Origin of the sequence: Ruegeria arenilitoris (assembly GCF_013035315.1) — a bacterium.
GTDB classification, from domain to species: Bacteria; Pseudomonadota; Alphaproteobacteria; order Rhodobacterales; family Rhodobacteraceae; genus Ruegeria; species Ruegeria arenilitoris_D.
This window is the reverse complement of the sequence record NZ_WQHP01000002.1, coordinates 134,710-160,012: the sequence shown is the minus strand read 5'-3', so window position 1 is coordinate 160,012 and position 25,303 is coordinate 134,710. Positions and strand designations below refer to the sequence as shown.

The window sequence follows — 25,303 nt, the reverse complement described above, 5'->3', positions numbered from 1 at the left end:
GCGTTCCCCCATCAGAATGCCGTCTGGTCATTGCCCTTAAGACCTAAACGCTGACGCGCCTGGTCCGGAGTGGCGACCGACAGGCCAAGGTTTTCAATGATCCATCGGATTTTGCGTACCTGATCGGCGTTGGATTTCGCCTTTTCGCCGGGACCGATATACAGACTGTCTTCCAGACCAACACGAACGTTGCCACCCAGCAGCGCGGCTTGTGTGGTGAAGGCCATTTGGTGACGACCCCCCGCCAGCACCGACCACTCATAGCTACCGCCAAACAGCTTTTCGGCAATCGTGTGCATGTGCATCAGGTTGTCCAGATCCGCGCCGACCCCGCCCAGAATGCCGAACACCATCTGGATAAAGAACGGCGGCTTGACCCAACCCTGATCGACCACCCATGCAAGGTTATAGAGATGACCAAGGTCGTAGCATTCAAACTCGAACTTGGTGCCGTGACCATCGCCCAGCTCCTTCATCGCGTATTCGATATCGGCAAAGGTGTTGCGGAAGATGAAATCGCGGGTCATCCCAAGAAACTCGGGCTCCCACTCGTGTTTCCAATCCGAGTATTTCTGCATCATCGGGAAGATGCCAAAGTTCATCGACCCCATATTCATGCTGGCCATTTCCGGGCTGGCCCGCAGGGCGGCGCGCAGGCGTTCCTCGCGCGTCATGCCCAGCCCGCCGCCTGTCGAGACGTTCATCACTGCGCCGGTTGCCTGTTTGATGCGGGGCAGGAATTGCATGAACAAGTCCGGATCAGCATCGGGTCGGCCGTTGTCCGGGTTTCTCGCGTGCAGGTGGATGATCGAAGCCCCGGCCTCGACCGCGCCTATACTGGCCTCAGTGATATCGTTCGGCGTGATCGGCAGGTGTTCCGACATGGTCGGCGTGTGGATCCCGCCGGTTGGCGCGCAGGTGATGATGACCGGTTTGCTCATAGCTTCATCTGCTGAACCTGCGCGCTCAGCCCTCCGTCCAGAACCCAGAGTTGCCCGCTGGCATATCGCGCCTCATCCGAGGCCAGCCAGTTGACCAGATTAGCGATGTCCTCGGGCGTGCCATAAGTGCGCATGGGATGTACGTCCCGAACCGCTTGCTGCAGCTGGTCGATCGTTTTGCCGCCTGCGCCAGAGCCATCTCCAGTGAAAAAGCTCTGCAACATAGGCGTGTCGACATAGCCTGGGCAAATTGCGTTGACCCGGATGCCTTCTGGACCATGATCGCAAGCCATGGCCTTGGTCAACGCGTGGACTGCGCCTTTTGTTGCGCAATAGGCAGCCAGACCTGGGTCGGCGATGAATCCGTCATAGCTGCCGAAATTGATGATTGAGGCCGACGTGCCGTCGGCAGCCGCTTTGCGCATAAGCGGCAACGCATGTTTCGACGTTAGAAACGTCCCTGTAACGTTGACCGCAAAAGACAGGTTCCATTCCTCAAGCGAAGTCTCCTCAATTGTTTTTTCAATCTCGATCCCTGCGGCGTTGACAAGGATGTCTAGCTGGCCCGCCGCGGCACCCACCTGCTCCATCGCGGCTATTGCATCTGCTTCTTGCGTGACATCCAGCTTCACAAAAACACTGCCGTCATTGTCATGAGCGGCCAAGGACCCCTGAGGCGTCAGGTCTGCCGCATAGACCCGCGCGCCTTCGCGTAGAAAGCGTGAGACAATGGCGCGCCCGATCCCCCCGCGTCCTCCGGTCACCAATGCGGTTTTGCCGTCCAGCATCATTCGTTGTTCTCCTTAAGCGGCGGGTAGCGGTAGCGCGTTGCGGCGACCGTCCAGTCCATGTGATTGCGTACATATTCCTGCGTGGCGTCACGCGGCGGGTTGTAATCCCAGGCCTCATCCGCGCCAGTTTCCATCGCCGCATGCAGTGTCCGGCGGGATTTCTGCGTAGCAATCACATCAGCGCGCAGTTTTTCGCTATCCCAGCGTCGAGCGACCTCAGCAGCGAACGCGGCAGTCTGATCGGCGTATGCCGGATCGTTTGCGACGTTCACTTTTTCCAGCGGATCAGCGGCCAGATCGTAAAGCTGTGGTGGATCCGGGTCGCAATGAATGTATTTCAACGTCCCGCGCCGGATCATAAAAACCGGATAGGGTGTCATCTCGGCGCAGTATTCACCGATGGCTTCGTCCACCGGATCAGTCTCTCCGCGTGCCAACGGCATCAGCGACCGCCCATCGACCGGCTCACCATAAAGGTCGTCCGTACCCCCTGCGATGTCCATAAAGGTCGGCAAAAGATCCAGCAAAGAGCAGGCATTTGGCGCGTGCCCCTGCGCCACGCCCGGACCGGCCATGATCAGAGGCACTCTGGCCGAGTGCTCAAAGAAGTTCATCTTGTACCAGAGGCCACGTTCGCCCAGCATGTCCCCGTGGTCAGCGGTGACAAGGACGATGGTATTCTCCAACTCACCAATATCCTCGAGCGCTTTGACCATCGCACCGACCTTGCTGTCGAAATAGCTGACATTAGCCAGATAAGCGCGTCGTGCGCGCAGAACCTCTTCGTCTGTCAGAGGAACATAACTCGCCTCGATCCCATCCATCACCCGGCGCGAGAACGGGTCTTGTTCCTCGGGCGTAAGCGTGAACTCCGGCATCGGGACATCTGCGTCCGAGTAGAGGTTCCACCATTCAGGCTTGGCCACGTATGGATCATGCGGATGGATGAAACTGGCCACCAGACAGAACGGCGCGTTATCCCCTGCTGCGCGGTCCCGGCCCCGGTCGATCAGCCATCTGCGCGCGGCGAACTCGACCTCATCATCATAGTCGGTCTGATAGGTCGCGACAGCCTCGCCGCTTTCCTTGATCGTCTGCATGTTGTGATACCACTTGTCGATGCGTTCGTCCGGGGTTTCCCAATCCGGGGTCCAGGCAAAATCGGCCGGGTAGATGTCGGTGGTAACGCGATCCTGGAAACCATGTTTCTGATCGGGGCCGACAAAGTGCATCTTGCCCGACAGGCATGTGCGATACCCCAACGCCTTGAGGTAATGCGCAAATGTTGGAACCGAGGCCCGAAACTCGCTGGCATTGTCATAGGCCGCAATCCGGCTGATCAGTTGTCCGGACATGAAGGCAAAGCGCGACGGAGCGCAGAGCGGTGAATTGCAATAGGCCGCGTCAAACCGCATCCCACGTGCTGCCAATTCATCGACGTGGGGCATTTTTGCAGTTGGGTGTCCATAAGCTCCGCAGAAATGCGGAGCCAATTGGTCAGCCATGACCACAACGATATTGGGCCGTGTCACGGAGCAGCCTTTGCGTAAGCGTCCAGAACCAGCCCATGGAAGTGATGCACCGCATGTTCGGATTTGCCCGACCCGTTCGGGTCATGCACGATCCGGCCCTGAGTGAAAGCTGGCGTGCTCATCCCACGCTGAACGCTTTCGACAATGTCGATGTCTTCGCGCTGCAAAACCTCATCCAGGTACCGGATGGCCTCAAGCTCGGCTTCGTCCGGCTCGGGGGTTTCGAGGAAAAAGTCATACGTCTCAAGTGTCCGGTCGGGACCCACGGGGATGATGTTCAGAACGATCATCGACGACCGGCCCGGATAACGCATCAGGCAAGTCGTGGGCCAAAGCCACCAGACCGCATGGGTGCGCACGGTCGCGTTCGAAACGTCATAGGCGGTGTTCGCTCCCTTGCCTGCCTCGGCCATATGGCTGGAGTAGATGCCGTATGTGGTCACTTTATAGGTGTCCATGTCGACCAGATCACAAAAATCCTTGTGCGCGGTCGGACAGTGGTAGCATTCCAGAAAGTTGTCGACGACGTTCTTCCAGTTGGATTTGATGTCATAGGTCAGCCGATGGCCGAAGGTTAGCCGTTCGATGTCCGGGGCCCAGTGACGAATCTCGGTTTCGAGATCACCAGACACCTCACGCAATGGGCGCGCTGCAGGATCCAGATTGACGTAAATGAAGCCCGCAAATTCTTCTACTTGCACCTGATCGAGACAGATATCTTTGGTGTTGAAGTTGGACAGATTCTCGGTCTCAGGTGCGCGCACAAGCTGACCGTCCAACTTGTAGACCCACGCGTGGTAAGGGCACATGATCCGCGTCGTTTCGCCCTCACCCGTCAGCAAATGGTGCGCACGGTGTTTGCAGACATTGTAAAATGCGCGCAGATCGCCTTCGCGGTCGCGCACAATGGCGATCGGGCGGCCTGCAATCTCGACCGTCACATAGGACCCAGGCGCACGCAGTTTTTCGACGTGACACACCCATTGCCAGGTTTTTGCGATGATTTCGTTCAGATCCACCTGATGCCAGGCCGGATCGACATAGGCCTCAGCCTTCAAAGAGCTTGTATCTAAAGGATCAGAGCTGAAGCCTTCGGATATACGTTGAAACTGATCTTTGGACGGCAGCTCGCTCATCGGAAACTCCACAACTCTGGGGCAGGCAACGACCCATTGGCTGACTGTTGGACGATAGTCTCTGACCAAATGCGTCCACGCACTTTACTTTTTTCGCCATCGAATTTATATTTTTCGCCAATCGCCGCTGAACTGTTTTTACCTTGCCGGCTTGCGATGCATCGGCCATGCCCGGAATTCAAAGGGCACGCGACCTTCCACCCTATCCCGGCTGGGCGGCAAGCCGAACCTTTCCTTATATGCCCGACTGAAGTGCACCTGACTGGCAAACCCCGAAGCAATCGCGACCTCGGCGATCGGCAATTCGGTCTGTGTCACCAAACCACGCGCCCGGTCCAGCCGAATATCTCGGTAATAAAGCGCAGGTGTTTTTTTGATGTATGTTGAAAATAGTCGATCCAATTGCCGATGGGAAATGCCGACCTTCCTGCAAATCTCCGGCACCGACACCGGCTCTTCTAGGTTGGCTTCCATCGCCTGAATAGCGGCCCGCAGCTTGGCTGGAACTGTTGTGCCCAAAGGCTCGCGGCCTTGAGGCTGCTGCATGTCGGATGGTCCTCTAAGCCGGTCGTGGAAGATATATCTGGCTGCCGCATTCGCCAAAGCGCTGCCATAGATGCCCTGAACAATCTGCAAGCCGAAATCCACCGCAGCGCTTCCGCCACAGCACGAAATACGATTGCCGTCCAGCACGAACAGATTTTCGACCACTTCGACATCCGGATACAGTTCCTGAAAGGCATCGATATGCTCGTAGTGAACCGTCGCCCTGCGTCCTTTCAACAAACCGGCCTGCGCCAGAACGAACGCTCCGGTATCCAGAGCCCCTAGCGTGGCACCACTCCGTGCCCAATGTCGCAAAGCGTTGCCGGTTTTTTGGGTCAGGTGTTTTTCCGGCGTCCAGCTTGTGGATACAACCACAATATCCGCTGAAGGAACATCAGCCATAGCAACGGTGGCAATTGCGGCTCCGTTGCTTGCAACACAGGAGCCACCCGTCTCTGACGCAAAATCCCATTTGAAATACGGCTTTCCGTCCAGATAGTTGGCCGCACGAAACGGATCGATGAACCCCATCGTTGCGGCCATGTTGAAGCTGGGTGCAACAACCACAAGCACTCGGGTAACAGGGTCCGCATCAGGCAACATATGGCATAGGCCTTATCTGAGCTAAGTTTGTGTCAACAAAATATCTTTTGCCTAGATCGCGCAAGTTGGGTGTCGCTCGTTACACCGCATCGGCGACATATGGACTATCCGTCACGAGGTGCATTTCCACCGTTGCAACATCTGTTTAGGATGCCGCCGAATGCACGCATTCAATGCCTGAGCAACAAATTCGAAAGCCCTTGTTCGTGAATACTGAGAATCGCATGGCCGCGCGGCCCAGACGTGAAATGCAATCCGCGCGTAATCAGGGGATCACGTTCCTGGCGCTCGCATTTCTGTTCAGTATCTTCGTAAATCTGCTGATGCTGACTGGCCCGCTGTTCATGTTGCAGGTCTATGATCGCGTTCTGGGGTCTCGGGCTGTTGAGACTTTGGCGGCACTGTTTCTGTTGGTGGCGTTGCTGTACGGCCTTATGGCGATGCTCGACTATGCGCGCGGCCGGATTGTTGCGCGGTTTGGAGCGCGTTTTCAGTCCCAACTGGATGAACGCGTTTTCGATGCAACCTTGCGACGGTCGCTGCACCCCCGCGCTCGTGCGGCACCAGCAACAGCGCTGCGGGATCTGGAGTCGATCCAGAACCTGTGTTCATCGCCGGTGCTTTTGGCAGTCATGGACATCCCCTGGACGCCGGTTTTTGTGGCCGCGATATTTCTGTTCCATCCCCTTCTGGGTTGGCTGGCCGTGGCGGGCGGCTCGCTTTTGGTGGTCATAGCCCTGCTCAACCAGATGATGACGCGCCGCAAGGTTGCATTGGCACAATCTGCGTCCGCCAAGGCCAACAACTTTTCGGAACATGCCAGACAAGCCGCCGAGGTTGTCCGTGCACAAGGGATGCAAGAAGACATTACCCGGCGGTGGCAAAGGCAGCGCACAAACGCCTTGCAACAAACGATTGCCGCCAGTGACTGGACCGGCAGCTTTACTTCTGTGACTAAATCCCTGCGCCTGTTCCTACAATCCGCGATGTTGGCACTTGGGGCCTTGCTTGTGTTGCGCAACGAACTGACCCCCGGCGCGATGATCGCAGGTTCGATCTTGCTAGGACGCGCGTTGGCACCAGTTGAGCAGGTCGTAGGACAATGGGGCGTCGTTGAACGCGCCCGAACAGCATGGGCGTCGCTGAATCGGTTTCTCGATGCCACGCCGCCCGAGATGCCCCGAACCAAACTACCAGTACCCGAGGCCCAACTGACCGCCAAAGGTGTAACCGTGATCCCACCCGGTGCAGAGACGCCGACTCTGCGCAATGTCTCGCTCAACCTCTCGCCAGGACGGGCACTAGGCGTGATCGGCAAAAGCGGATCGGGCAAGTCTACGTTGGCCAAAGCGCTCTTGGGTATCTGGAAACCCGCCGCAGGCGAAATCCGTTTAGGCGGCGCAACACTTGATCAATATGACCCAACCGATCTGGGTCAGCATATCGGGTACCTGCCGCAAGAGGTCACGCTGTTCAACGGAACGGTCACGGAAAACATCGCGCGCATGTCCGAAGACCCCGATCCAAACGCGGTTGTCGCAGCCGCCAAGAAAGCCAACGCGCATGAGTTGATCCTGACGCTGGAAAAAGGGTATGACACCATTCTGGAAGGCAATGACAGTCAGCTTTCGGGCGGGCAAAAACAACGGATCGCCCTTGCGCGCGCCTTGTACGGAAGCCCGGTCTTGCTGATCCTGGATGAGCCGAACTCGGCTTTGGATGCAGATGGGACCGAGGCGCTGAACGCCGCCATCCGAGGGCTTAAGGCCGAAGGCAAATCCGCGATCATCATGACCCACCGACCCCAAGCCATTTCGGAATGCGATGACCTTGTGGTCGTCGAGCGCGGTCAGGTGGTAAAAGCCGGACCGCGGGATGAGGTGTTGAGCGCCGTCGTGCAAAACGCAGGATCGATCAAGCGCAATCTCAGCAAGGCAAGCAACTGATGCAGGACACAGCGGCAAACACTTCGCGCCCGGTATGGCGCATCACGATCCCCGCGCTGGTTGGCTTTCTGGCCTTGGGTATTCTTGTCGGCGGCTTGGGCCTGTGGGCAGTTAACACCCGACTGGCGGGTGCAATCATCTCGCAGGGTATCATCGAAGTCGAAAGCAATCGCCAAGTGATCGAGCACCCCGATGGTGGCGTTGTGGGCGAAATCTATGTGCGCGACGGGGATGCGGTCAGCAATGGCGATCTGCTGTTGCGGCTGGACGATACGTTCTTGTCCTCTGAAAAAACCATCGTCGAAGCGCAACTGTTCGAACTGCTGGCCCGTCGGGCACGGCTGGAAGCCGAACGCGATGGCGCGGATGCCAAGGCGCTGGCCGTTCGACTGGCCGAGATACAGCAACAGGAAAACATCGACCCCGATTTGATTGCCGGTCAGCAGCGCCTGTTCGAGGCGCGACTGAACACGTTGAACCAGCAAACCGAACAGCTAAGCAAACAAACCATCCAGATCGAAAGCGAAATTGCAGGAACCGAGGCGCAACTGGTCTCGCTGCGCCGTCAGGTCGAGTTGATTCAGGAAGAGTTGGAAGACCAGCAAAGCCTGTTCCAGCGCGGCCTCACACAGGCGAGCCGTGTATCAGCCCTGCTGCGCGAAGAGGCGAGCCTGACCGGTGATATCGGTCGATTGGAAGCCGCTGTTGCACGCCTTAAAGGCCAGATTTCGGGAACTGAGATTGCGATAGTGGAACTGGAAGCAACCCGACGGGAAGAGGCCATCTCGACCCTGCGGGATATTCAATCGCAGATTTCAGAGCTGGCCGAGCGCCGCCTGTCTTTGGACACACGCCTGTCTCGACTGGACATTCGCGCCCCGGTTTCGGGTACCGTCTACGGCAGCCAGGTCTTTGCCCTTCAATCGGTGATACAACCTGCCGAACCCATGATGTATCTTGTACCTCAGGACACACCCTTGCTGGTCGCAGCGCGGGTCGATGCGATTCACGTCGATCAGTTGCACGTGGGCCAGCCAGTACTGTTGCGTTTTCCTGCATTCAACCAGCGTGAAACTCCTGAAATTGACGGGCTGGTCGTCACCGTTTCCGCTGACACGTTCACCGACGACAACACGGGCCAGACGTTCTATCGCGCCGAAGTCGTGCCGCAAAAAGGTCAGGTCGAGCGTTTGAACGGTCAGGAACTGCTGCCGGGTATGCCGGTTGAGACCCTGATCAAAACAGATGAGCGGACACCGCTTTCTTATCTCGTGAAGCCTTTGGCGGATTACTTCAACCGGGCGTTCAGGGAATGATTGCCCGACCCGCGTCAGGGGGCTTCGAGGTTTCCCAGCAGGATCGAGGTCATATCGACTGTTATTACGCTGTCCACGGCCGTCACATCGACACCAGTATCGTATGAGACGTTGTTCCGGGTGATCCCCGACAGGTCCGCGTTCGAGTCGATGAACACCCATTCCGGCTGGGCCGCTGTCGGCTGACCAACGGCCACTTGCAGGATCGACAACGCATCCAACGCATTAATCTTTTTGCTCGCAGTGGAGTAGGACTTAATCATATCGAACTCACATTCGAAGCGACCACAATGTAAGTCAAGATCAAACCTCTCGTTACTGTGCGCGCGGGCGGTTATGGTTGCGCCACCGGTTGGGGTTAACCGTGATGGACTATCTTCTGCAGCCGGTGATCAAGATCAAGGATCGTGCGCTGCGAGAATAGCTTACAGGCCTCTCATTCTGAGTCGAAGCGCGGGTCAACGCCCGCTCCACCTCACCAGTCGACATCACCGAGGAAAATATATCCGGCACCATAGATTGTTTTGATTAGCCTGGGATTCTTTGGGTCTTCTCCCAATTTTGTCCGCAGACGCGAGATCCTGACATCCATTGCGCGGTCAAAACTTTCGCCTGCAGCACCCCCCAAAGCTTCTTGCATTTGCGCACGGCTGATCAAACGCTTGGGGCTTTCCAGAAACAGCCTCAACACTTCGCCTTCAGCATGGCTGAACGGGGTTTCTGCCCCTGAACTGTCTTCAAGAATGTAGCGGTCGAAATAGGCGGTCCAACCATTGAAACGCGCCACATCCGACTGTGCGGCCTGCACCCTTGGTGATCGCAATCGGGCGCGGACGCGCGCCACAACCTCGACCGGATCGAACGGCTTGGTGATGTAATCATCCGCCCCAAGCTCCAAACCGGTAACGCGGTCTTGTACCTGAGCGCGGCCGGATATGATAATGACCGCCGCGCCTTGCTCGAGCGCCAGCCTGTGAACCAGTGCCAACCCGTCGGTATCCGGCAGAGACAAATCCACGAGGCACACATCCGGTGTGACGCGTTTCAGCGAAGCTTCAAATTCCCGCGCGCGGGAAAAGCTCTGGGTTCGGAAACCGGCATCCTCAAGCGCATCGGTCAGAATACGCCGAATTTCGGGTTCATCATCGACGATGGTCACCAGTGGTTGAGTCATCAGGCGGCCTCGTCTTGGATCAGGGCGGACAGCTGCGCCCGCGTGAATGGTTTGCGAAGCACAGGCGCGCGTTGCAGCGCCGCGCGATGCAGCGGATCGGAATATGGCAAGGATGTCATCAGAATACAGGGCAATGCAGGATCAAGCTTCGCCAGCAAGTCCAAGCCGGTTTCTTGCCCCTCAAGTCTGATATCGGAAAGTACAAGGGCAATGTCACTGACATCCTTTGTCAGGACGAACGCCTCGTCAAACGAGGTCGCTTCAATCACCGCAAAACCAAGCTCGACCAACATATCCCGAAACTGGCTGCGCAGGTCGTCGCTGTCTTCGACCAACAAAACCAATCCGTCCTGAACCGGAGGGGCCGGCCGGTACGGCAAGCGCAGCACAACAGATGCGCCGGAGGGTGTGTTCCGCAGACTCAGATCACCGCCAGCCAATTTGACGGTGTCATAGACCATCGGAAGTCCCAAGCCTGATCCTTTATCGCCCTTGGTTGTAAAGAACGGGTTCAGTGCCTTTTCAAGTGCCTCTTGCGAAAACCCGGGGCCGGTGTCCGATACAGCGATTTCGACCCAAATCCCGCCAATGGTGTGAGCACTGATTGTGATTTGCCCGGATTCTCCGCAGGCGTCACGCGCGTTCAGCACCAAATTGAGCAGCGCGTCCTGAACCATCCCGGGATCCAGCATAAGCGCCTTGTCTGGCAGCGTGTTGACCACGGACAAACCGACGCCGCGCGGCAACGAAGGCGATGCCAAAATCCGCAAATCCTCCAACAAACCGCGCATGTCTGTCGCTTTGGGCTGCGGGGTTCGGTTTCCGGTCATGTCGGCAATTCGATTCAGCAACTGCCCGCCCCGTCGGGCGGTCTGTTGGGTTGCGGCAACCAACTCTCGGGCGTCTTCGGACAGTCCCATTTTTTCCAACCGGGATTGCATGCCCAGAATAATGGTCAACAGGTTCGAGAAGTCATGCGCAAGTCCGTTTGTCATCTGCGCAGCCATCGCCCTGCGGCGGGTCTGTTGCAGGGCAACCCGAGCCTGGGTTTCTTCGGTGATGTCAACGGACATTACGTAAACGCCGCCTTCGCCATCGGGTGTAAACGACACTCGGATACGTCTTGAGTCCTGATCTTCCGTAAACTCAAACACCGATACCTCACCTCCATAGGCTTTATGCAAGTGAGTTTCGACGCGGTTATAGGCAACAGAACCCAAGGCCTGAGAGATATGCATTCCCAATATCTCGGAAGGGCGGCCGGGCATCACGGAGTTAAGCCGCCGATTGGAATAGTCATACCGGCCCTCAGAATCCAGATGGGCGATATGGGCCGGCATCATCTCGGTCGTCATGCGAGTGCGCGCTTCGATTTCGGTCAGTTGGCGTTTGGCCTCTTCCAGCGCCGCATTGGTCGCCGCCAATTTGCGGTTTGCAGCCGAAAGTTCTTCGGCCCTGCCGAGCAATTGGTCCGACAATTCTTCTGAACGGGCACGCAACAGAGCTTCGGCCTGTTTCGTGTCAGTGATGTCCGTATAGACCGCCACCCAACCGCCTTTGGGCAAAGGCGCGCCCTCGACCGAAATGACCTGACCATTGGCCCGCACGCGTTCGATGTAATGAGGTTCAAAAGCGAGCGCCTGTTTGACCCGCAGATCGACGACCTCTTCAATATCTTCGACCTCGCCGTAGTCACCGATCGACGCCAAAAATCTGATCGTATCGCTGAACAAGGCACCGGGTTGAACAAGATGGTCCGGCAGGTCGAACATTGTCTGAAACGGTCGGTTGCTGACCACCAGCCGCAATTGGCTATCATAGATAGACAGCGCCTGCCCGATCAGGTTCAGACCGGCTGTTGTCATGGACTTGATCTGTTGTTCGGTTATTTCCAAGTTCACCCTCTCCGCGACATATGCGTAACACCTGATCTGTTTCAGGTGTAGGGGGCAAGCGCGCGACACTTTGGGGTCGCGCGCTGGCAGCGTGGGGCAATCAATACCGGGATTTGGACTTTGGACCTTCGGCTGTGATGGAGTCCAACGACAGCGTATGATCCATATTTCGCATCCGGTGCCGCAACATTTGTCGACTTAGTCGCGTCAAATCCGTCAGATATTCTGGAACCTCGGCAACATTCTGCAATTCTCCGTCTTTGCTGTGATCAAACAACATCGGCGGAAGATCCGCCGCGAACTCGACCAGAGTGAAACGGTCGTCCCGCAGAATGCCAAGACAAGAGTCACTGTTGCCCGTGCCCAACTCTTGCTGCCACAGGGTCGGCTGCTCGGGTTCTGCGAAATCCAGTTCGCTGAAAGTATAGGTCCGCCAATCCTCAGGCGGCTGCCCGTGCAGCAATGGCAACAAGGAACGACCGTCCATTGCGTTCGGGATCGATTGGCCGATCCAGTCCAAGATTGTCGGCGTGATATCTACGGATTCCGTCGGCTCCGAGACCACTGATCCAGCCCGCGTTTTATTGCCCGGCATGCGGATCATCAAAGGGGTTTGATATGCGGCATCATAGACCGTCATTTTACCCCAACTGTGCCGGTCGCCCAGCATTTCACCGTGATCTGCGGTGATCACGACCAACGTATCTTCATACTGCCCACTGTCTTTCAGAAACTGGATAACGCGGCCAATATGGTGGTCGACCTCGGTCGCGAGCCCCAGATAAACAGCGCGCAATGTCTGGATGTTTTCGACTGTTGGCTCAACTGCGTCAAAACCCAGAACGAAATCGCCGATTGTCGAATTGTCGATTGCAGGGCCAAAGAATGGGTGCATCGCCAGCTCGTCCGCCGGGTCGGTCGAACCAGCGGGCCGAGGCAGCGTCGTCGGGTCATACATGGCGTTATACGGTGCCGGCGCGACCAGTGGCGGATGGGGCCGGATGTAAGTCAGATGCGCAAACCAACCTTCGCCGACACGCGGGGCCATACTTTTCAAAAACACATCCGTCAAAAAGGCTGTGTCGCTGTCATCGGCGCGATAGAGCGCCGGATCGTTCAACCGCGGTTTTTTACCTTCAGGCGACACCGGCTTGTGAACGTCCCAGTAATCATCAAACGCGTACCCTTTTTCCATCAGGTACGCCCGCCAAGGATAGGATTCCTCCAACCGCATCTCGAGGACTTCCTCAAATCCAGCCATTGGCCGTTCATAGGACTTAAGGATCGGATCGTTGTGGTCGTGCGCGCGGGGATCAGCCGAAGTGTCCGTATAGCCGAACAGCATTGGAAGATACCCCGCCTTGCGCATTTCGGTTGCAAGGTTCGGCGTATCGTGCCGCAGCGGCGTTCCATTGCGCACCGAGCGATGGTTCATCGCATATTGCCCCGTCAGGATCGACGCACGCGACGGGCCACAGGGGTTGGTCACCGAGTAGTGGCGATCGAAAGTCACTGCCTCGTCCATGAAAGCACGCAGATTTGGCAATTCGACATGGGCTGCCAACGCACCGTTCAAACAATCCGCGCGCAACTGATCTATGATAATGAACAGGACATTCTTGGTGTCCGGCATGTCGCTCTCCCTGATTCCACCGGTTTGGTGCAGGGCGAACTCTGGAGCGGATCAAAAGGCCCGGCAACTACTTACTCGCGCGCCAACACGTTATTGCTTGGTCACTCGAACCGGGATTGTTTTGAAGACTGAGGCTCATCAGGGAAATTTTGTCTCAGATATTGTCGCCCCAACGCTATTGCCCGCGACATTTACGGGATCCATCGCAAAAACCCGTTGCAGGTCAAAGCCCTTTGACATCACATACGCCCATGACACAGCCAATGATACAGTCGGACCAGAACGCCAATGGCGTTTACCTACGGGTCTCGGGTGATCTGCTGACTCAGTCATTGGACAAAGTCGAAAACGCGTTTGCCGGGTTTCGCGCGGATGGTTCAACGCTGACCGTCGATATGTCACAAATTAGTGCCTTGGACACGGGAGGAGCTTGGTTGATCGCCGACCTGGCGCGCCGCGCCCGAGCCAATGGTGCGACCGTGCAGTACGAAGGGTTGAAGCCCGCGCATTCTGCGTTGCTGGAAACTGTTGCGGAAAACATTCCGGATGACCCCGGCGTAGAAGCTGAAGAACGCAGTTTCACTGATTGGGTCGCGAGTGTGGGCGAGCGTACGGTGCAGGCTGGCAAGGATGGCCTGTCACTGCTGAATTTTTTCGGTCTGACATTGCACCGTCTGGCCCGCACCGTTGTGATGCCACGCCGGTTGCGTAGGGCCGCCCTGGTTTCGCAGATGGAAGAAACCGGGTTCAAAGCCATCCCCATCGTTGCTCTGATGGGGTTCCTGATTGGTGTCGTGCTGGCGTTTCAGGGGGCAACCCAGTTGAAACAGTTCGGGGCCGAGATATTCGTGGTCGAGTTGATCTCGATCTCTGTTCTGCGCGAGTTGGGTATTCTGCTGACCGCGATCATCGTTGCAGGTCGATCCGGTTCGGCTTTTACGGCGGCCATCGGTTCTATGAAGGTTCAGGAAGAGATCGACGCGATGCGGACGCTCGGATTGGACCCGGTCGAAGTGCTTGTGATCCCGCGAGTCGTGGCCCTTTTGATCATGCTGCCAATCCTAGGGTTTATTGCCGACATCGCTGCCCTGTTCGGCGGCGGATTAATGAGCTGGATCGACCTGGGAGTCAGTCCTGGAATGTTCATCACTCGGCTGAAAGAGAACACGGGCATTTGGCACTTTGCCATTGGCATGATTAAAGCCCCGTTCTTTGCCCTGGTCATTGGCGTGATCGCCTGCTGGCAAGCGATGCAGGTCAAGGGGTCGGCGCAAAGTGTCGGGCAGCGAACGACTGCGTCCGTGGTACAATCGATTTTCATGGTCATCGCGCTGGACGCGCTGTTTTCGATCTTCTTCTCGGTGTTGGGGGTCTGACATGGACGGCACGACACTTGAGCAATCTTCAAAGTCGGACGCACAGCGCGAGGCAGTGATCCGTGTCCGGGGCCTGACAAACCAGTTCGGGCCACAAGTGGTGCATCAGGACCTGAATCTCGATGTTTGGCGTGGCGAAGTGCTGGGCATCGTAGGCGGGTCGGGAACAGGGAAATCCGTACTGCTCCGCACGATTGTCGGCCTGAACAAACCAGCCGCCGGCAGTATCGAGGTTCTGGGCGTTGATGTTCTGAATGGCCCCGAAGATGAGCGCCGTCGGATCGAACGCCGTTGGGGCGTCGCGTTTCAGGACGGAGCGTTGTTCTCGTCACTGACAGTTTTGCAGAACGTAATGGCGCCGCTGCGCGAGCATACGGGGCTCAGCGAAAGCCTGATGTGCGCGCTTGGCAACCTGAAGATCAGCCTTGTTGGCCTGCCGCAACTCAGCTGCGGGAAACTTCCATCCGAATTGTCCGGAGGGATGCGCAAGCGCGCGGCCTTGGCCCGCGCCTTGGCGTTAGACCCCGAAATCGTGTTCCTGGATGAACCCACCGCCGGTCTCGACCCGATCGGAGCCGCCGCCTATGACGAATTGATCGGCGAATTGCAGCATGCTTTGGGCTTGACGGTGTTTATGGTCACACATGACCTCGATAGCCTTTACGCCATTTGCGATAGGGTCGCAGTTCTCGCAGAAAAACGCGTGCTGGTTGAAGGTCCGATTGAAGAAATGACCAAAGTCGACCATCCTTGGGTGCAGGAATATTTCACCGGCCCCCGGGCCCGCGCGGCGCAAGAGAAGGGGCAGGACAGGTAAAGGCTATGGAGACCCGAGCAAACTATATCCTGATCGGTGCGTTCACCATTGCGGGCATCCTTGGTGCCCTGGGCTTTTTCCTTTGGCTGGCCAAGTTCGAGGTGTCGCGGCAATACGCCTATTACGATGTTCTGTTTGACAACGTATCCGGCCTGTCTGCAGCGGGTGGGGTGAGCTTCAATGGTCTGCCTGTAGGTCAGGTGATTTCTTTGAATCTCGACGATGATGATCCGTCAAAAGTTCGGGTCAGGTTAGAGGTTGACGCTGACATCCCGGTCACCGAAGAAACCATTGCGCAGCTCCAGTCTCTGGGTGTCACCGGTGTCAGTTATGTGGAATTGACAGGTGGCAAAAGCGGCGACCGGCGCTTGCCGGAGAACAGCGTCATTAAGAGCAAGCGCAGCGCTATTCAATCCCTGTTTGAAGGGGCCCCCAAGGTGCTTGATGAGGCAGTCACCCTGCTTGAAAGCCTGAATCAGGTCGTGGACGACAAAAATCGCCAATCCGTTAGCGAGATTCTGGACAACCTGGCATCGGCTTCTGGAAGGCTGGATAAGACGCTGTCGGACTTTGAAAGCCTTTCGACCGATCTGGGCGGTGCAGCCCGGCAACTGGGCGACTTTACAACCCGGCTTGAAACCCTGGCCGATACGGCTGAGACGACCCTGACAACAGGAACCGAGACACTCAAAAGCGTGCAAACTGCATCTGAGTCTGCGACCGCGGCCTTGGACAGCGCCAAGACCACAATTGAAACGGCGGACGAGGTTATTCGTGACGATGTGAAGCCGTTTATCGAACGGGCTTCCACACTGGCCGAACGTCTGACGGATCTATCTGATGAAGGCAGCGTTGCCCTGGCAACGGCCACAGAAACGTTTTTGAATGCGAACAAGACGCTCGGCTCGGTGTCGGCCGCGATGGAGACCGCAAACAGCACCTTGGCTTCCGCAGAGCGTGCGTTCGACTCGGCCAATGACGTAATCAACAATGATGTTGGTGCAGTCATGGACGACATCCGCAACGCCGCCAATCAAATCGCGACTACAGTGTCTAACGTGACTGAGAAACTGGACGCCATCTCGACCGATATCCTCAGCGCGTCGCGGTCTGCATCCGATCTGATCGGGACCATCGATGGCATCGTTCAGGACAACCGGCGGCAACTGTCAGACTTCCTGCGCGTTGGACTTCCTCAGTTCACGCGATTTGTTGAAGAGTCACAGCGGCTGGTCATCAGCCTGGATCGGCTGGTCGACAAGTTGGAACGCGACCCGGCACGCTTTTTGCTGGGAACCCAAGCATCGGAGTTTCGCCAATGATCAGGCTGTTTCTATTGGTTCTGGCGTTGGTGTCGCTGGGTGCATGCACGGGTCTGGGCACTCTGCGTCAAGCATCTAAGCCGAACGATTTGTATCTTTTGACACCAAAAAGTACGTTTTCGTCGTCCTTACCGCGAATTCAAAAACAGATCGTTGTACAGGAGCCGACCGCGACCGCCGCGGTCAACACCGATCAGATCGCTATTCAGCCAACGCCGCTGCAGGTGCAGTATTTGCCGCGCGCCCGTTGGGTAGACCGCGCCCCCTTGATCGTTCAGGCGCTGCTTGTCGAAAGTTTTGAGAATAGTGGCAAGGTTGCCGCTGTCGGGCGCTCTACCGTGGGACTGCGGGCCGACTATGTCATTGTGCCCGATCTGCGGGAATTTCAGGGCCTTGTTGTCGCGGGCGCCGACGGGTCTTCGGCCATTCGCGTCGAAGTTCGCATGAACATAAAGATCATCGATGAATTCGAAGACAAGATCATCGCCTCAGACTCGTTCCGCGAATATGTCGTCGCAGCAAGCGATAAGACCCCGGATCTTGTGAGAGCCTTCGATGAAGCTTTGGGAAGAACCATGCGAGACGCTGTTGAATGGAGCGTGCGCAGGATCAATTCCCACGCGGCCAGCACTCAGAGATCATTTTGACCGCGAGGCGCTGCGCGACACCTCACCCCGCCGACGAGTCTCACCGCGAAAGCGTTTCAGCCAACCGCATCAAAGTGACTGCTTCGGCGCGATAGCCGAACGGGTCTTCGCCTCGCGCCGCGTTTGCCAGTGCAATTGCGTCCTCGTATGTCCAGTCATTCAGGTACGCGCCACCGCGCAATAGCTGCCCGAACCCCGCGATCGCATACGCAAAACGCACGTCGTCAGAAGCGTCGCCGTGCGCTGAAAAAATGGGCTGTTCAATCATTTGGCTTTTGTCTGACCCAGGCGTTTTGTAGCGCAGCTTGAAAAACCCGATCTCATCCGATCCGCCCCCCACCTTTTGCGTGCCGTAGCGCAACGGATCATTGCGGATCGCATCAGAGCCGACCGGGGTGACTTCGTAAATCGCAGTCACCGCGTGACCCGCGCCGATGTCTCCGGCATCGACCTTGTCATTGGCAAAGTCTTCGCGGCGCAGGGCGCGGGTCTCATAGCCGATCAAGCGGTATTCGGCGATTTGCGACGGGTTAAACTCGACCTGTATCTTGACGTCATTCGCAATCGGAAACAAAGCGCCAGTCAATTGATCGACCAATACTTTACGCGCCTCGCTCAACGTGTCGATATAGGCGGCCTGCCCATTCCCGTTCTGAGCCAGAGCCTGCATTGTGGCGTCGTCAAGGTTGCCCCGCCCAAAGCCCAGAACGCTCAGGAATGTGCCGCTGTCCCGTTGGCGCGCAATATAGTCTTTGAGCGCATCCGGGTCAGACAGCCCAACGTTGAAATCACCGTCCGTGGCCAGAATAACGCGTGTGACCTCTCCGTCTGCAGCCATGCTTTCAGCCACCTGATAGGCCTGCTGCAAACCGGCTTGACCGGCGGTCGAACCCCCTGCTGCAAATTTGTCGAGCGCACTAAATATCTTTTCACGCTCAGATGCTGCCGTCGGCTCCAGAACCTGACCTGCGCTGCCAGCGTAGGTCACGATCGAAACCTGATCTTCCGGCCGGAGTTCAGACAGCAAAAGGCGGAAGGACTGTTTAAGCAGAGGCAGCTTGTTTTCATCTTGCATGGATCCGGATGTGTCGATCAGGAAGACGAGGTTTAAAGGTGGTCGATCCTCGATCTGCGGCAAAGCCCCTTGCAAGCCGATGTGAACAAGCTGTGTGCCGTCATTCCATGGCGTCGGCGTCACTGTGATCGTAGGCCGGAAGGGCGCGTCCCCTTCTGGTGCAGGATAGGAATACGGAAAATAGTTTACCATCTCCTCGACCCGGACGGCCTGTTTCGGCGGCAGTTGACCACGCATCAGAGACGACCGGACAATCGCATAGGACGCCGTATCAACGTCGATCGAAAAGGTGGACACAGGCTCTTCGCTGGTGACTTTAAGAGGATTGGTTTCAGCGTTGGCAAACGCCTCAGTGTCAGGTTCGGGGACAACGCCGATCTCAGGCCGCACCCGTGCCACGGCGACTTCGTCCGACATCGCGCGCAAACCCACGCTGCTTCCTGCCATGCCACCCGCTATGCCGAATTGGGGCGCTGCGACCTTGGACTGGGCGGGTGCCTCGCTTTCTTCGACAATCACCGGGGCTTCGATAAGGGACTCTGCAAGATCGGCCTCGGGTGCGGCAACGCGGCTTTCGCTGCGCGATTGCGGGCTTATGGCGATATCTCGGGCCTGCGGCACGATCATGATCAGTGCAACGGCGGCAATTGCAGTCGTGGCGGTCAGAGCACCGCGATGTGACAAAGCATTCAACATGGATTTGGCTCCTTCTGTTATGCGGACCAAAAGGCCCCGCTTAACAGTCGGACGCATTCCGGCAGGTGATCCTTGGGCACGTGCGAAGTTTTTCTGAGCCTGTTCCAGATTCGCGGCCCGCCGTGCGGCATCCGGTGCCGTGGTCGCCGCGTCCATCAGGGTTTTGAAGTCCTCGAGATCATCGGTCATTGTGCCAATTCCTCTTGTCGCAGGGCCCGCAGGCGTTTGCGGATATCGGACATCCGCCAGGACACGGTGCCTTCGGACACCCCCAAAACTGCGGCAGCTTCGGCATGGGTCATCTCGTCCTCAAGCGTAAGCGCCAGAGTGTCCTGTAGCTCCGGCGGCAGACTGCGCATGGCGCGCTGCAACCAATCCAGCGCTTCGGCCGCGTCTGCAGCTTCGGCGCGCCGCATCTGTTCGACATCGCCCCAGTCTGAGGCGGCGCGACTGTAGCTCGCTTTGCGTCGTCGCGCATCTTCGGCGGCATTGACCACAACTCGATACAGCCAGGTCGTGAACTTTGCCTGAGCTCGGAATCCAAGGATTTTGCCGGGCAACGCCACGCAGATGTCTTGGGTCAGATCCTCGGCCTGATCCGCCCGTCCTGTCAGACGAAACGCCAGACGATAGATCCGATCGTAGTGGCGCTGCAAAAGGGTGGAAAACGCGTCAGCGTCCCCTTCTGCAGCGGCTTTGGCCAGGTCTTCATCCGATGTTGTCATGCGCATCACGATGGGTATGACGGATCGGAAACGTAAATCCTTGGCGGCAGCTTCAAAAAAAATCAGAAGTGATTTGCCGAGGCCAGTTTCCAGTCCGCAGCAAACTCGGTCGGGACATTATCTGTCAGCAATATCCCGTCTTCGATGAAGGTATAAAGTTCGGCGTACGACCGTTCCCGTTCATCCGCAGTGCGGCGGCGAATATCGCCCGGACGCAGATCCGAGACCTTCTCTTTGCCCATCGCACCCAAGAGTTCGCGAAAGCTTTCCAAAGTCGCATCATGAAAACGGTGAACGCGCTGGCGTTTTTGCGGAACGTTGACCGCCCTGCCCCGGATTGGGTCCTGAGTGGCAACACCGGATGGGCAACGGTTCGTGTTGCAATGCAGCGCCTGAATACAGCCCACAGCGAACATCATTGCACGGGCGGCGTTGCACATGTCAGCGCCCAGGGCGAATTTTTCGACCATGTCATAACCGGTCGCCACCTTGCCCGAACAGATAATGCGGATCTTGTCGCGCAGCCCGACTCCGCGCAGGCAGTTGTTCACAAAAATCAGCGCCTCGTTCAGCGGCATGCCCAGTCGGTTGGTAAATTCGACCGGCGCTGCTCCTGTACCACCTTCGGAGCCATCAATTGTTATGAAATCCGGCAGAATGCCCGTTTCCAGCATCGCTTTGCAAATCGCCATAAACTCGGACGGACGACCTAAGCAAAGCTTGAAACCGATCGGTTTGCCACCTGACATCTCCCGCAGGTGCTGCACAAAGTGCATCAGGCCCGTTGGACCTTCGAATGCCGAGTGTATAGGCGGAGAAATTACGTCCTGATGTTCGGGCACACCCCGTATCTCGGCGATTTCCTTGTCTACTTTCGCCGCGGGCAAAACCCCGCCATGCGAGGGCTTGGCCCCTTGGGAAAGTTTGATCTCAATCGCTTTGACGACTTCATTCTTGGCTTTCTCGGCGAACTTGTCCTTGTCGAAACCGCCTTCGGGCGTGCGGCACCCGAAATAGCCAGTACCAATCTGCCAGATAATGTCCCCACCTTCGGCAAGGTGATGCGGGGACAGCCCGCCTTCACCGGTGTTATGGGCAAAACCACCGTCCTTGGCCCCGCCGTTCAGTGCCCGGATCGCGTTGGCGCTGAGTGCACCAAAACTCATCGCTGACACGTTTAATCGCGACGCGCTGTAAGGCTGCGAGCATTGCGGACCACCCAGCATCACACGTTCTTCGCTTTCGTGCACATCCTTGGGTGCCAACGAGTGGTTCGCCCGGTGATAACCGACCGTCATGATGTCGTACTGGGTGCCGAAGGCCTGCGTATCCACCTGCCCTTTGGCACGCGAATAGACAAGGGAACGCACGATCCGGTTGAACGGACGGCCGCTTTCGTTCGTTTCCACAAAATACTGGCGGATTTCCGGGCTGACGAATTCCAGCATGTAGCGGAAATGTCCCAGAACCGGGTAGTTGTTCAGCACGTTGTGCTTGGTTGTCAGCATGTCATACAGGCCGATCAGGGCGTACGGGACAAGCAGCACCAACAACCAATGGGCAGGTGGCCAGTAGAAGCCCCACAGCAAGGTCAGCGGCAGACACACATAGGTCAGGACATAGTAGAGTCTGCGTACAATCATTCGTACTCTCCCGGAATGGCTTGGTTTCTGGCCGGCTGTAGCGGGCGCGTGATGTGCCAAAACTGGGGCAAATCGGCTTTGAATTGCAAGCCTTTGCGGACACGCTCACGCAAACGGGCGAACATGTGAATTCCGCCACTCATTTCACCTGCGGTTGATCCGCGTATCGTATGCCATTATGCCCGAATAGATGAGTTCGGAGCAGGACAACGGTCTGTGAAACAAAAACGAACGGATGTTCGGACCACGGCTTTGATGTTTGGTGCCGTTTTTATCGGTGGGGCAGTCGGGTCGCTGCTGCGCGAAATGTTCTCGGTGACAATTCCCGGCGCGGTGTTTCTGACACAGACATTTGGCATCAACGTCGTTGCGTGTTTCATCCTTGGGTGGCTGTATTCGGTACGCCACCGCGTCCATGCCCATGTGCTGCATCTTGGTGCCGTCGGGCTTTGCGGAGGCCTGTCTACTTTTTCCTCTTTTGTCGCCGATCTGGAACGGTTGGCCCTGTCCAACATCTGGGTCGCAGCTTCTGCCGCCGCATTGGAAATTGCGGTTGGACTGGCCGCCGCCATTCTGGGTGAGGCTATCGGACGCCGCGTTCACCTGCGGGGAGCCTCTGAATGAGCGAACTATACCTGCACGCGATGTTCGGTTTGGGCGGCGGTCTAGGAGCGGTTCTGCGCCACTGGATCGCGCTGCGGGTTGTTCATGACCTACCCTTTTCCACACTGATCGTTAATGTTCTGGGCAGTTTGCTGTTGGGTCTGTGGATTGGGTATTTGGGGGGGGCCGTCGAGATGGGCGAAGAGGAAAAGCGCCTCGTCTTCGGCTTTTGCGGCGGCTTCACGACTTTTTCCAGTTTTGCCTATCAGTCGCTGGAACTGAGACGCGAACGAACCATCGCGTTGGCCGCTGGCAACATCGTCCTCAGTCTCGGGTTGTGCTGGGCGGCTCTGGCTTTGGGGCTGTTACTGCTGAGTTAATGCGCAGGTACAGACGCTTGAGTTCCCGGCTTGGGAGCCTTGCAGAAGAACAGCAACGGGATGGTGGCCAACGCCAAAAGCCCAAGGTTGTTGAAAACGGTCAGGTATGAGATCAGCTCGGCCTGCTCTGCGATCTGCTGTCCCAGAATGGCCGCCCCCTGCGCGCTGTCCGGCGTCAGATTCAGGGGCGCAAGATAGGCCTGTGCCGCAGGGTTATAGGGCGTCACATTCTGGCTAAGAACGGCTGTATTTGTTTGCAGCCCGCGCACGACCCAGGTTCCAACAAGCGAGATGCCGACCGACGATCCCAGTTGCCGGGTAACGTTGAATAGGCCCGAGGCCTCGTCCTGACGGGATTTTGAGATGCTCTCGAAGGCCAATATAGACATCGGCACAAACACAAGGCCCATGCCCAGCCCGCTGACTGCGCCGGGCCACGCCAGCTCCCAAAACCCGGCATCCATGTTGAGCGATCCCATCATGAAATTGCTGACAGCGGTCAGAAACATTCCCAGCCCGGCCAGCACGCGTGGATCGAACCGTGCGACCAGAACAGCGCCGGTCAACACCATCGATATACCGGCCGCGATGCCGCGTGGGATGAAAAGATGCCCGGATGTGATCACCGGGTAATCCAGTAGGTTCTGGACGAAAGTCGGCAGGATCGCGATGCCGCCGAACAACGAGATGGCAAAACCGGCAATCACCAGATTGCACAGCGCAAAGTTCCGGTCCGCGAAGAAACGCAAATCAACCACAGGCTTTTCTGTGGTCAGGACATGCGCGATGAACCCCAACGCGCCCAGAACCGAGGCGATGACCGCCACCTGAATGACGCGGGATGACAACCAATCCTTGGTTTCGCCCTGATCCAGCACAAATTGCAGACAGCCGATCCCGATCGCCAAAAGGGCAAGGCCTGCCCAGTCGATGCGCACCTCTTCGGTTTCGTCTTCGGGCAATTCTCCGGCCAGCAGAAGCAGGGCCATTGCGGCTACCGGAAGGTTGACGAAGAATACCATCCGCCACGAGAAGTACTCGGTCAGGATTGCTCCGACCGTCGGGCCCAAAACCGGGGCAACGACAACACCCAGGCCGAATACAGCCATAGCCTGACCGCGTTTTTCGCGCGGGAAAGCGTCGAACAGAATGGATTGGGACAGCGGTATGAGAAACGCACCAAACATGCCTTGAGCAAGGCGAAAGGCGACAATGGTCTCAAGGCTCCACGACAGGCCGCACATAACCGACATGGTGGCAAATCCAGTAACGGCGGTCAGGATCAGACGGCGGCGTCCGACCCGGCGGGCAACAAACCCGGTCAGCGGCATAACCACAACGGCCGAGACGATATAGCTGGTCAAAATCCAGGTGGCCTGATCGGTCGTCGCACCAAACGCGGCCTGAATATGCGGCAGCGCCACGTTGACGATGGTGCTGTCGAGCACTTCGAGAACGGCGCTCAGGACCACGGCGATCACGATCACCGGATTGACGCGGCTTGCCGCCTTAGAGGTCATTTATCAGCCTGAGAAACGGTGGTGTCGACGGTCACCTTGCTGCTGCCCCCGACGCGCAGCGGCGCGTCCGTCGGGTCAAGTTCGACCCGAACCGGGAAGCGGCGCGTAACCTTGACCCAGTTCCCACTGGCATTCTCGGACGGCAAAAGTGAGAAAGTATCCCCCGACCCTCGCCCAATGGATGCAACCTTGCCGGTCAGGGTTAAACCGGGCAGCATATCGACCTTGACGGTGACGGGCTGGCCGGGGCGAATACGTGGCAAGGACGTTTCTTTGAAATTGGCGTCGACCCACCAGTCAGAGGACTCGACAATCGAAAACTGTGGCGCGTTGGCAGAGACCGACGATCCGGGTCTGAGGGTCAGATTGGCGATCCACCCGTCCGCTGAAGCAAAAACTTTGGTCCAGTTCAGATTGGCCTGCGCAATCTCTACCTGCGCTTGTGAGGACAGAATATCATCCTGTTTGGCCGCCAACCCGCTTTGCAAGGCAAGCAAGCTGGACTGGCTGGTGGTCAGTTGGGCTGCCGCCTGAGCGAAATCAGAGCTGGTCTGATCCAGCGAGGCCTGTGCCAGATCACCCGTCGCAAACAGTGCTTTGGCACGTTCCAGATTGCTTTGCGCCGTGTTGTAAGCCGATTGCGCACTTTCGACAGAGGCCTGCGCAGCTGCAATCTGAGTGGAGTACGACTCCGCCTGCTGCACCGCGCTGTCCAGATTGGCCTTGGCCTGATCGACCGAAGCCTTGAACTGCGTGTCATCGATTGTGAACAGCAGGTCCCCATGTTTGACGGGTTGGTTTTCGTCAACCAGAACGTCGGCCACCTGTCCTGTAACCTGCGGAGCAACATAGATGATATTAGCCCCAACATAGGCGTCGTCGGTCGAGGGGTATCGCTCTTGATGACGCCAATATAGCAACAGACCAGCGGCGATTGCGCCTATGATGCAAATGGCACCGACGAGCTTTATCGATTTCATGAACCT

The 25,303-nt window shown here is 57.3% G+C and carries 22 protein-coding genes; 8 read left to right on the top strand and 14 right to left on the bottom strand.

The window, feature by feature from the left end:
* Positions 1–11: 11 nt before the first annotated feature.
* The 5 genes from GOV53_RS05505 to GOV53_RS05485 all read right to left on the bottom strand — a co-directional run bounded on the left by GOV53_RS05505 (position 12) and on the right by GOV53_RS05485 (position 5,549).
* A complete protein-coding gene (locus tag GOV53_RS05505; RefSeq protein ID WP_170464654.1) occupies positions 12–941 on the bottom strand; it encodes a 3-keto-5-aminohexanoate cleavage protein in 930 nt (309 codons plus the stop codon).
* On the bottom strand, positions 938–1,732 hold the full coding sequence (locus GOV53_RS05500; RefSeq protein ID WP_170464653.1) for an SDR family NAD(P)-dependent oxidoreductase: 795 nt from the start codon (positions 1,730–1,732) through the stop codon (positions 938–940). The genes GOV53_RS05505 and GOV53_RS05500 overlap by 4 nt, the downstream gene beginning before the upstream one ends.
* Positions 1,729–3,264, bottom strand: a complete 1,536-nt coding sequence (gene betC, locus GOV53_RS05495) for a choline-sulfatase (protein WP_170464652.1) — start codon at positions 3,262–3,264, stop codon at positions 1,729–1,731. The genes GOV53_RS05500 and betC overlap by 4 nt, the downstream gene beginning before the upstream one ends.
* Positions 3,261–4,400, bottom strand: coding sequence for an aromatic ring-hydroxylating oxygenase subunit alpha (locus tag GOV53_RS05490; RefSeq protein ID WP_170464651.1), 1,140 nt, complete (start codon positions 4,398–4,400; stop codon positions 3,261–3,263). The genes betC and GOV53_RS05490 overlap by 4 nt, the downstream gene beginning before the upstream one ends.
* A 138-nt stretch (positions 4,401–4,538) precedes the next feature.
* Entirely contained in the window at positions 4,539–5,549 is a 1,011-nt protein-coding gene (locus GOV53_RS05485; protein WP_170464650.1) for a GlxA family transcriptional regulator, read from the bottom strand.
* A gap of 224 nt (positions 5,550–5,773) precedes the next feature.
* Here GOV53_RS05485 and GOV53_RS05480 point away from each other — a divergent pair, with 224 nt between their 5' ends.
* Both GOV53_RS05480 and GOV53_RS05475 read left to right on the top strand, forming a co-directional pair.
* Positions 5,774–7,495, top strand: a complete 1,722-nt coding sequence (locus tag GOV53_RS05480) for a type I secretion system permease/ATPase (RefSeq protein ID WP_437436790.1) — start codon at positions 5,774–5,776, stop codon at positions 7,493–7,495.
* Entirely contained in the window at positions 7,495–8,811 is a 1,317-nt protein-coding gene (locus tag GOV53_RS05475) for an HlyD family type I secretion periplasmic adaptor subunit (RefSeq protein WP_170464649.1), read from the top strand. Before GOV53_RS05480 ends, GOV53_RS05475 begins: the two co-directional genes overlap by 1 nt.
* 14 nt (positions 8,812–8,825) lie before the next feature.
* On the opposite strand, the gene GOV53_RS05470 is transcribed toward GOV53_RS05475, so the two are convergent.
* The 4 genes from GOV53_RS05470 to GOV53_RS05455 form a co-directional block, all read right to left on the bottom strand.
* Entirely contained in the window at positions 8,826–9,074 is a 249-nt protein-coding gene (locus GOV53_RS05470) for a hypothetical protein (protein WP_170464648.1), read from the bottom strand.
* 212 nt (positions 9,075–9,286) lie between these two features.
* Positions 9,287–9,985, bottom strand: coding sequence for a response regulator transcription factor (locus tag GOV53_RS05465; RefSeq protein ID WP_170429183.1), 699 nt, complete (start codon positions 9,983–9,985; stop codon positions 9,287–9,289).
* Positions 9,985–11,850, bottom strand: coding sequence for a PAS-domain containing protein (locus tag GOV53_RS05460; protein WP_254439196.1), 1,866 nt, complete (start codon positions 11,848–11,850; stop codon positions 9,985–9,987). The genes GOV53_RS05465 and GOV53_RS05460 overlap by 1 nt, the downstream gene beginning before the upstream one ends.
* Before the next feature lie 130 nt (positions 11,851–11,980).
* Complete coding sequence (locus GOV53_RS05455) at positions 11,981–13,513, bottom strand: alkaline phosphatase family protein (protein ID WP_170464646.1); 1,533 nt, start codon at positions 13,511–13,513, stop codon at positions 11,981–11,983.
* A gap of 263 nt (positions 13,514–13,776) precedes the next feature.
* Here GOV53_RS05455 and GOV53_RS05450 point away from each other — a divergent pair, with 263 nt between their 5' ends.
* Genes GOV53_RS05450 through GOV53_RS05435 form a run of 4 tightly spaced genes read left to right on the top strand, consistent with a single transcriptional unit; the run spans position 13,777 to position 17,675 of the window.
* Entirely contained in the window at positions 13,777–14,889 is a 1,113-nt protein-coding gene (locus tag GOV53_RS05450) for an ABC transporter permease (protein ID WP_254439195.1), read from the top strand.
* A gap of 1 nt (position 14,890) precedes the next feature.
* Positions 14,891–15,706, top strand: coding sequence for an ABC transporter ATP-binding protein (locus GOV53_RS05445; RefSeq protein ID WP_170464644.1), 816 nt, complete (start codon positions 14,891–14,893; stop codon positions 15,704–15,706).
* A 5-nt stretch (positions 15,707–15,711) separates the two neighbouring features.
* Positions 15,712–17,028, top strand: coding sequence for an MlaD family protein (locus GOV53_RS05440; protein ID WP_170464643.1), 1,317 nt, complete (start codon positions 15,712–15,714; stop codon positions 17,026–17,028).
* Entirely contained in the window at positions 17,025–17,675 is a 651-nt protein-coding gene (locus GOV53_RS05435) for an ABC-type transport auxiliary lipoprotein family protein (protein ID WP_170464642.1), read from the top strand. Before GOV53_RS05440 ends, GOV53_RS05435 begins: the two co-directional genes overlap by 4 nt.
* 40 nt (positions 17,676–17,715) lie before the next feature.
* Here the strand turns inward: GOV53_RS05435 and GOV53_RS05430 are convergent, their stop codons facing one another.
* From GOV53_RS05430 to GOV53_RS05420, 3 genes are all read right to left on the bottom strand, one after another.
* Positions 17,716–19,635 carry a VWA domain-containing protein gene (locus GOV53_RS05430; RefSeq protein ID WP_170464641.1) on the bottom strand — a complete coding sequence of 640 codons (1,920 nt, stop codon included), beginning with the start codon at positions 19,633–19,635 and terminating at the stop codon, positions 17,716–17,718.
* The gene (locus GOV53_RS05425) at positions 19,632–20,171 is read right to left on the bottom strand and encodes an RNA polymerase sigma factor (protein ID WP_170464640.1); all 540 of its coding nucleotides are present in this window, start codon (positions 20,169–20,171) and stop codon (positions 19,632–19,634) included. The genes GOV53_RS05430 and GOV53_RS05425 overlap by 4 nt, the downstream gene beginning before the upstream one ends.
* A 62-nt stretch (positions 20,172–20,233) precedes the next feature.
* On the bottom strand, positions 20,234–21,814 hold the full coding sequence (locus GOV53_RS05420) for an FMN-binding glutamate synthase family protein (RefSeq protein ID WP_170464639.1): 1,581 nt from the start codon (positions 21,812–21,814) through the stop codon (positions 20,234–20,236).
* 216 nt (positions 21,815–22,030) lie between these two features.
* On the opposite strand from GOV53_RS05420, the gene GOV53_RS05415 reads away from it, so the two are divergent.
* Together GOV53_RS05415 and GOV53_RS05410 are read left to right on the top strand one after the other, a co-directional pair.
* Positions 22,031–22,438: a fluoride efflux transporter FluC gene (locus GOV53_RS05415; RefSeq protein WP_367648756.1), complete on the top strand. Its 408-nt coding sequence runs from the start codon at positions 22,031–22,033 to the stop codon at positions 22,436–22,438.
* Positions 22,435–22,797, top strand: a complete 363-nt coding sequence (locus tag GOV53_RS05410) for a fluoride efflux transporter FluC (protein WP_170464638.1) — start codon at positions 22,435–22,437, stop codon at positions 22,795–22,797. Before GOV53_RS05415 ends, GOV53_RS05410 begins: the two co-directional genes overlap by 4 nt.
* Here GOV53_RS05410 and GOV53_RS05405 read toward each other — a convergent pair.
* Both GOV53_RS05405 and GOV53_RS05400 read right to left on the bottom strand, forming a co-directional pair.
* The gene (locus tag GOV53_RS05405) at positions 22,794–24,317 is read right to left on the bottom strand and encodes a DHA2 family efflux MFS transporter permease subunit (protein ID WP_170464637.1); all 1,524 of its coding nucleotides are present in this window, start codon (positions 24,315–24,317) and stop codon (positions 22,794–22,796) included. The genes GOV53_RS05410 and GOV53_RS05405 overlap by 4 nt on opposite strands.
* Positions 24,314–25,297, bottom strand: a complete 984-nt coding sequence (locus tag GOV53_RS05400) for an HlyD family secretion protein (RefSeq protein WP_170464636.1) — start codon at positions 25,295–25,297, stop codon at positions 24,314–24,316. The genes GOV53_RS05405 and GOV53_RS05400 overlap by 4 nt, the downstream gene beginning before the upstream one ends.
* Positions 25,298–25,303: the final 6 nt, after the last annotated feature.

What these genes read in the sequence shown, in the direction of transcription:
- GOV53_RS05505 (WP_170464654.1), bottom strand. Translation starts at nt 941, where the DNA reads ATGAGCAAACCGGTCATCATCACCTGCGCGCCAACCGGCGGGATCCAC.
- GOV53_RS05500 (WP_170464653.1), bottom strand. Translation starts at nt 1,732, where the DNA reads ATGATGCTGGACGGCAAAACCGCATTGGTGACCGGAGGACGCGGGGGG.
- GOV53_RS05490 (WP_170464651.1), bottom strand. Translation starts at nt 4,400, where the DNA reads ATGAGCGAGCTGCCGTCCAAAGATCAGTTTCAACGTATATCCGAAGGC.
- GOV53_RS05485 (WP_170464650.1), bottom strand. Translation starts at nt 5,549, where the DNA reads ATGTTGCCTGATGCGGACCCTGTTACCCGAGTGCTTGTGGTTGTTGCA.
- GOV53_RS05480 (WP_437436790.1), top strand. Translation starts at nt 5,774, where the DNA reads ATGGCCGCGCGGCCCAGACGTGAAATGCAATCCGCGCGTAATCAGGGG.
- GOV53_RS05475 (WP_170464649.1), top strand. Translation starts at nt 7,495, where the DNA reads ATGCAGGACACAGCGGCAAACACTTCGCGCCCGGTATGGCGCATCACG.
- GOV53_RS05470 (WP_170464648.1), bottom strand. Translation starts at nt 9,074, where the DNA reads ATGATTAAGTCCTACTCCACTGCGAGCAAAAAGATTAATGCGTTGGAT.
- GOV53_RS05465 (WP_170429183.1), bottom strand. Translation starts at nt 9,985, where the DNA reads ATGACTCAACCACTGGTGACCATCGTCGATGATGAACCCGAAATTCGG.
- GOV53_RS05460 (WP_254439196.1), bottom strand. Translation starts at nt 11,850, where the DNA reads ATGACAACAGCCGGTCTGAACCTGATCGGGCAGGCGCTGTCTATCTAT.
- GOV53_RS05455 (WP_170464646.1), bottom strand. Translation starts at nt 13,513, where the DNA reads ATGCCGGACACCAAGAATGTCCTGTTCATTATCATAGATCAGTTGCGC.
- GOV53_RS05450 (WP_254439195.1), top strand. Translation starts at nt 13,777, where the DNA reads ATGATACAGTCGGACCAGAACGCCAATGGCGTTTACCTACGGGTCTCG.
- GOV53_RS05445 (WP_170464644.1), top strand. Translation starts at nt 14,891, where the DNA reads ATGGACGGCACGACACTTGAGCAATCTTCAAAGTCGGACGCACAGCGC.
- GOV53_RS05440 (WP_170464643.1), top strand. Translation starts at nt 15,712, where the DNA reads ATGGAGACCCGAGCAAACTATATCCTGATCGGTGCGTTCACCATTGCG.
- GOV53_RS05435 (WP_170464642.1), top strand. Translation starts at nt 17,025, where the DNA reads ATGATCAGGCTGTTTCTATTGGTTCTGGCGTTGGTGTCGCTGGGTGCA.
- GOV53_RS05430 (WP_170464641.1), bottom strand. Translation starts at nt 19,635, where the DNA reads ATGACCGATGATCTCGAGGACTTCAAAACCCTGATGGACGCGGCGACC.
- GOV53_RS05425 (WP_170464640.1), bottom strand. Translation starts at nt 20,171, where the DNA reads ATGACAACATCGGATGAAGACCTGGCCAAAGCCGCTGCAGAAGGGGAC.
- GOV53_RS05420 (WP_170464639.1), bottom strand. Translation starts at nt 21,814, where the DNA reads ATGATTGTACGCAGACTCTACTATGTCCTGACCTATGTGTGTCTGCCG.
- GOV53_RS05410 (WP_170464638.1), top strand. Translation starts at nt 22,435, where the DNA reads ATGAGCGAACTATACCTGCACGCGATGTTCGGTTTGGGCGGCGGTCTA.
- GOV53_RS05405 (WP_170464637.1), bottom strand. Translation starts at nt 24,317, where the DNA reads ATGACCTCTAAGGCGGCAAGCCGCGTCAATCCGGTGATCGTGATCGCC.
- GOV53_RS05400 (WP_170464636.1), bottom strand. Translation starts at nt 25,297, where the DNA reads ATGAAATCGATAAAGCTCGTCGGTGCCATTTGCATCATAGGCGCAATC.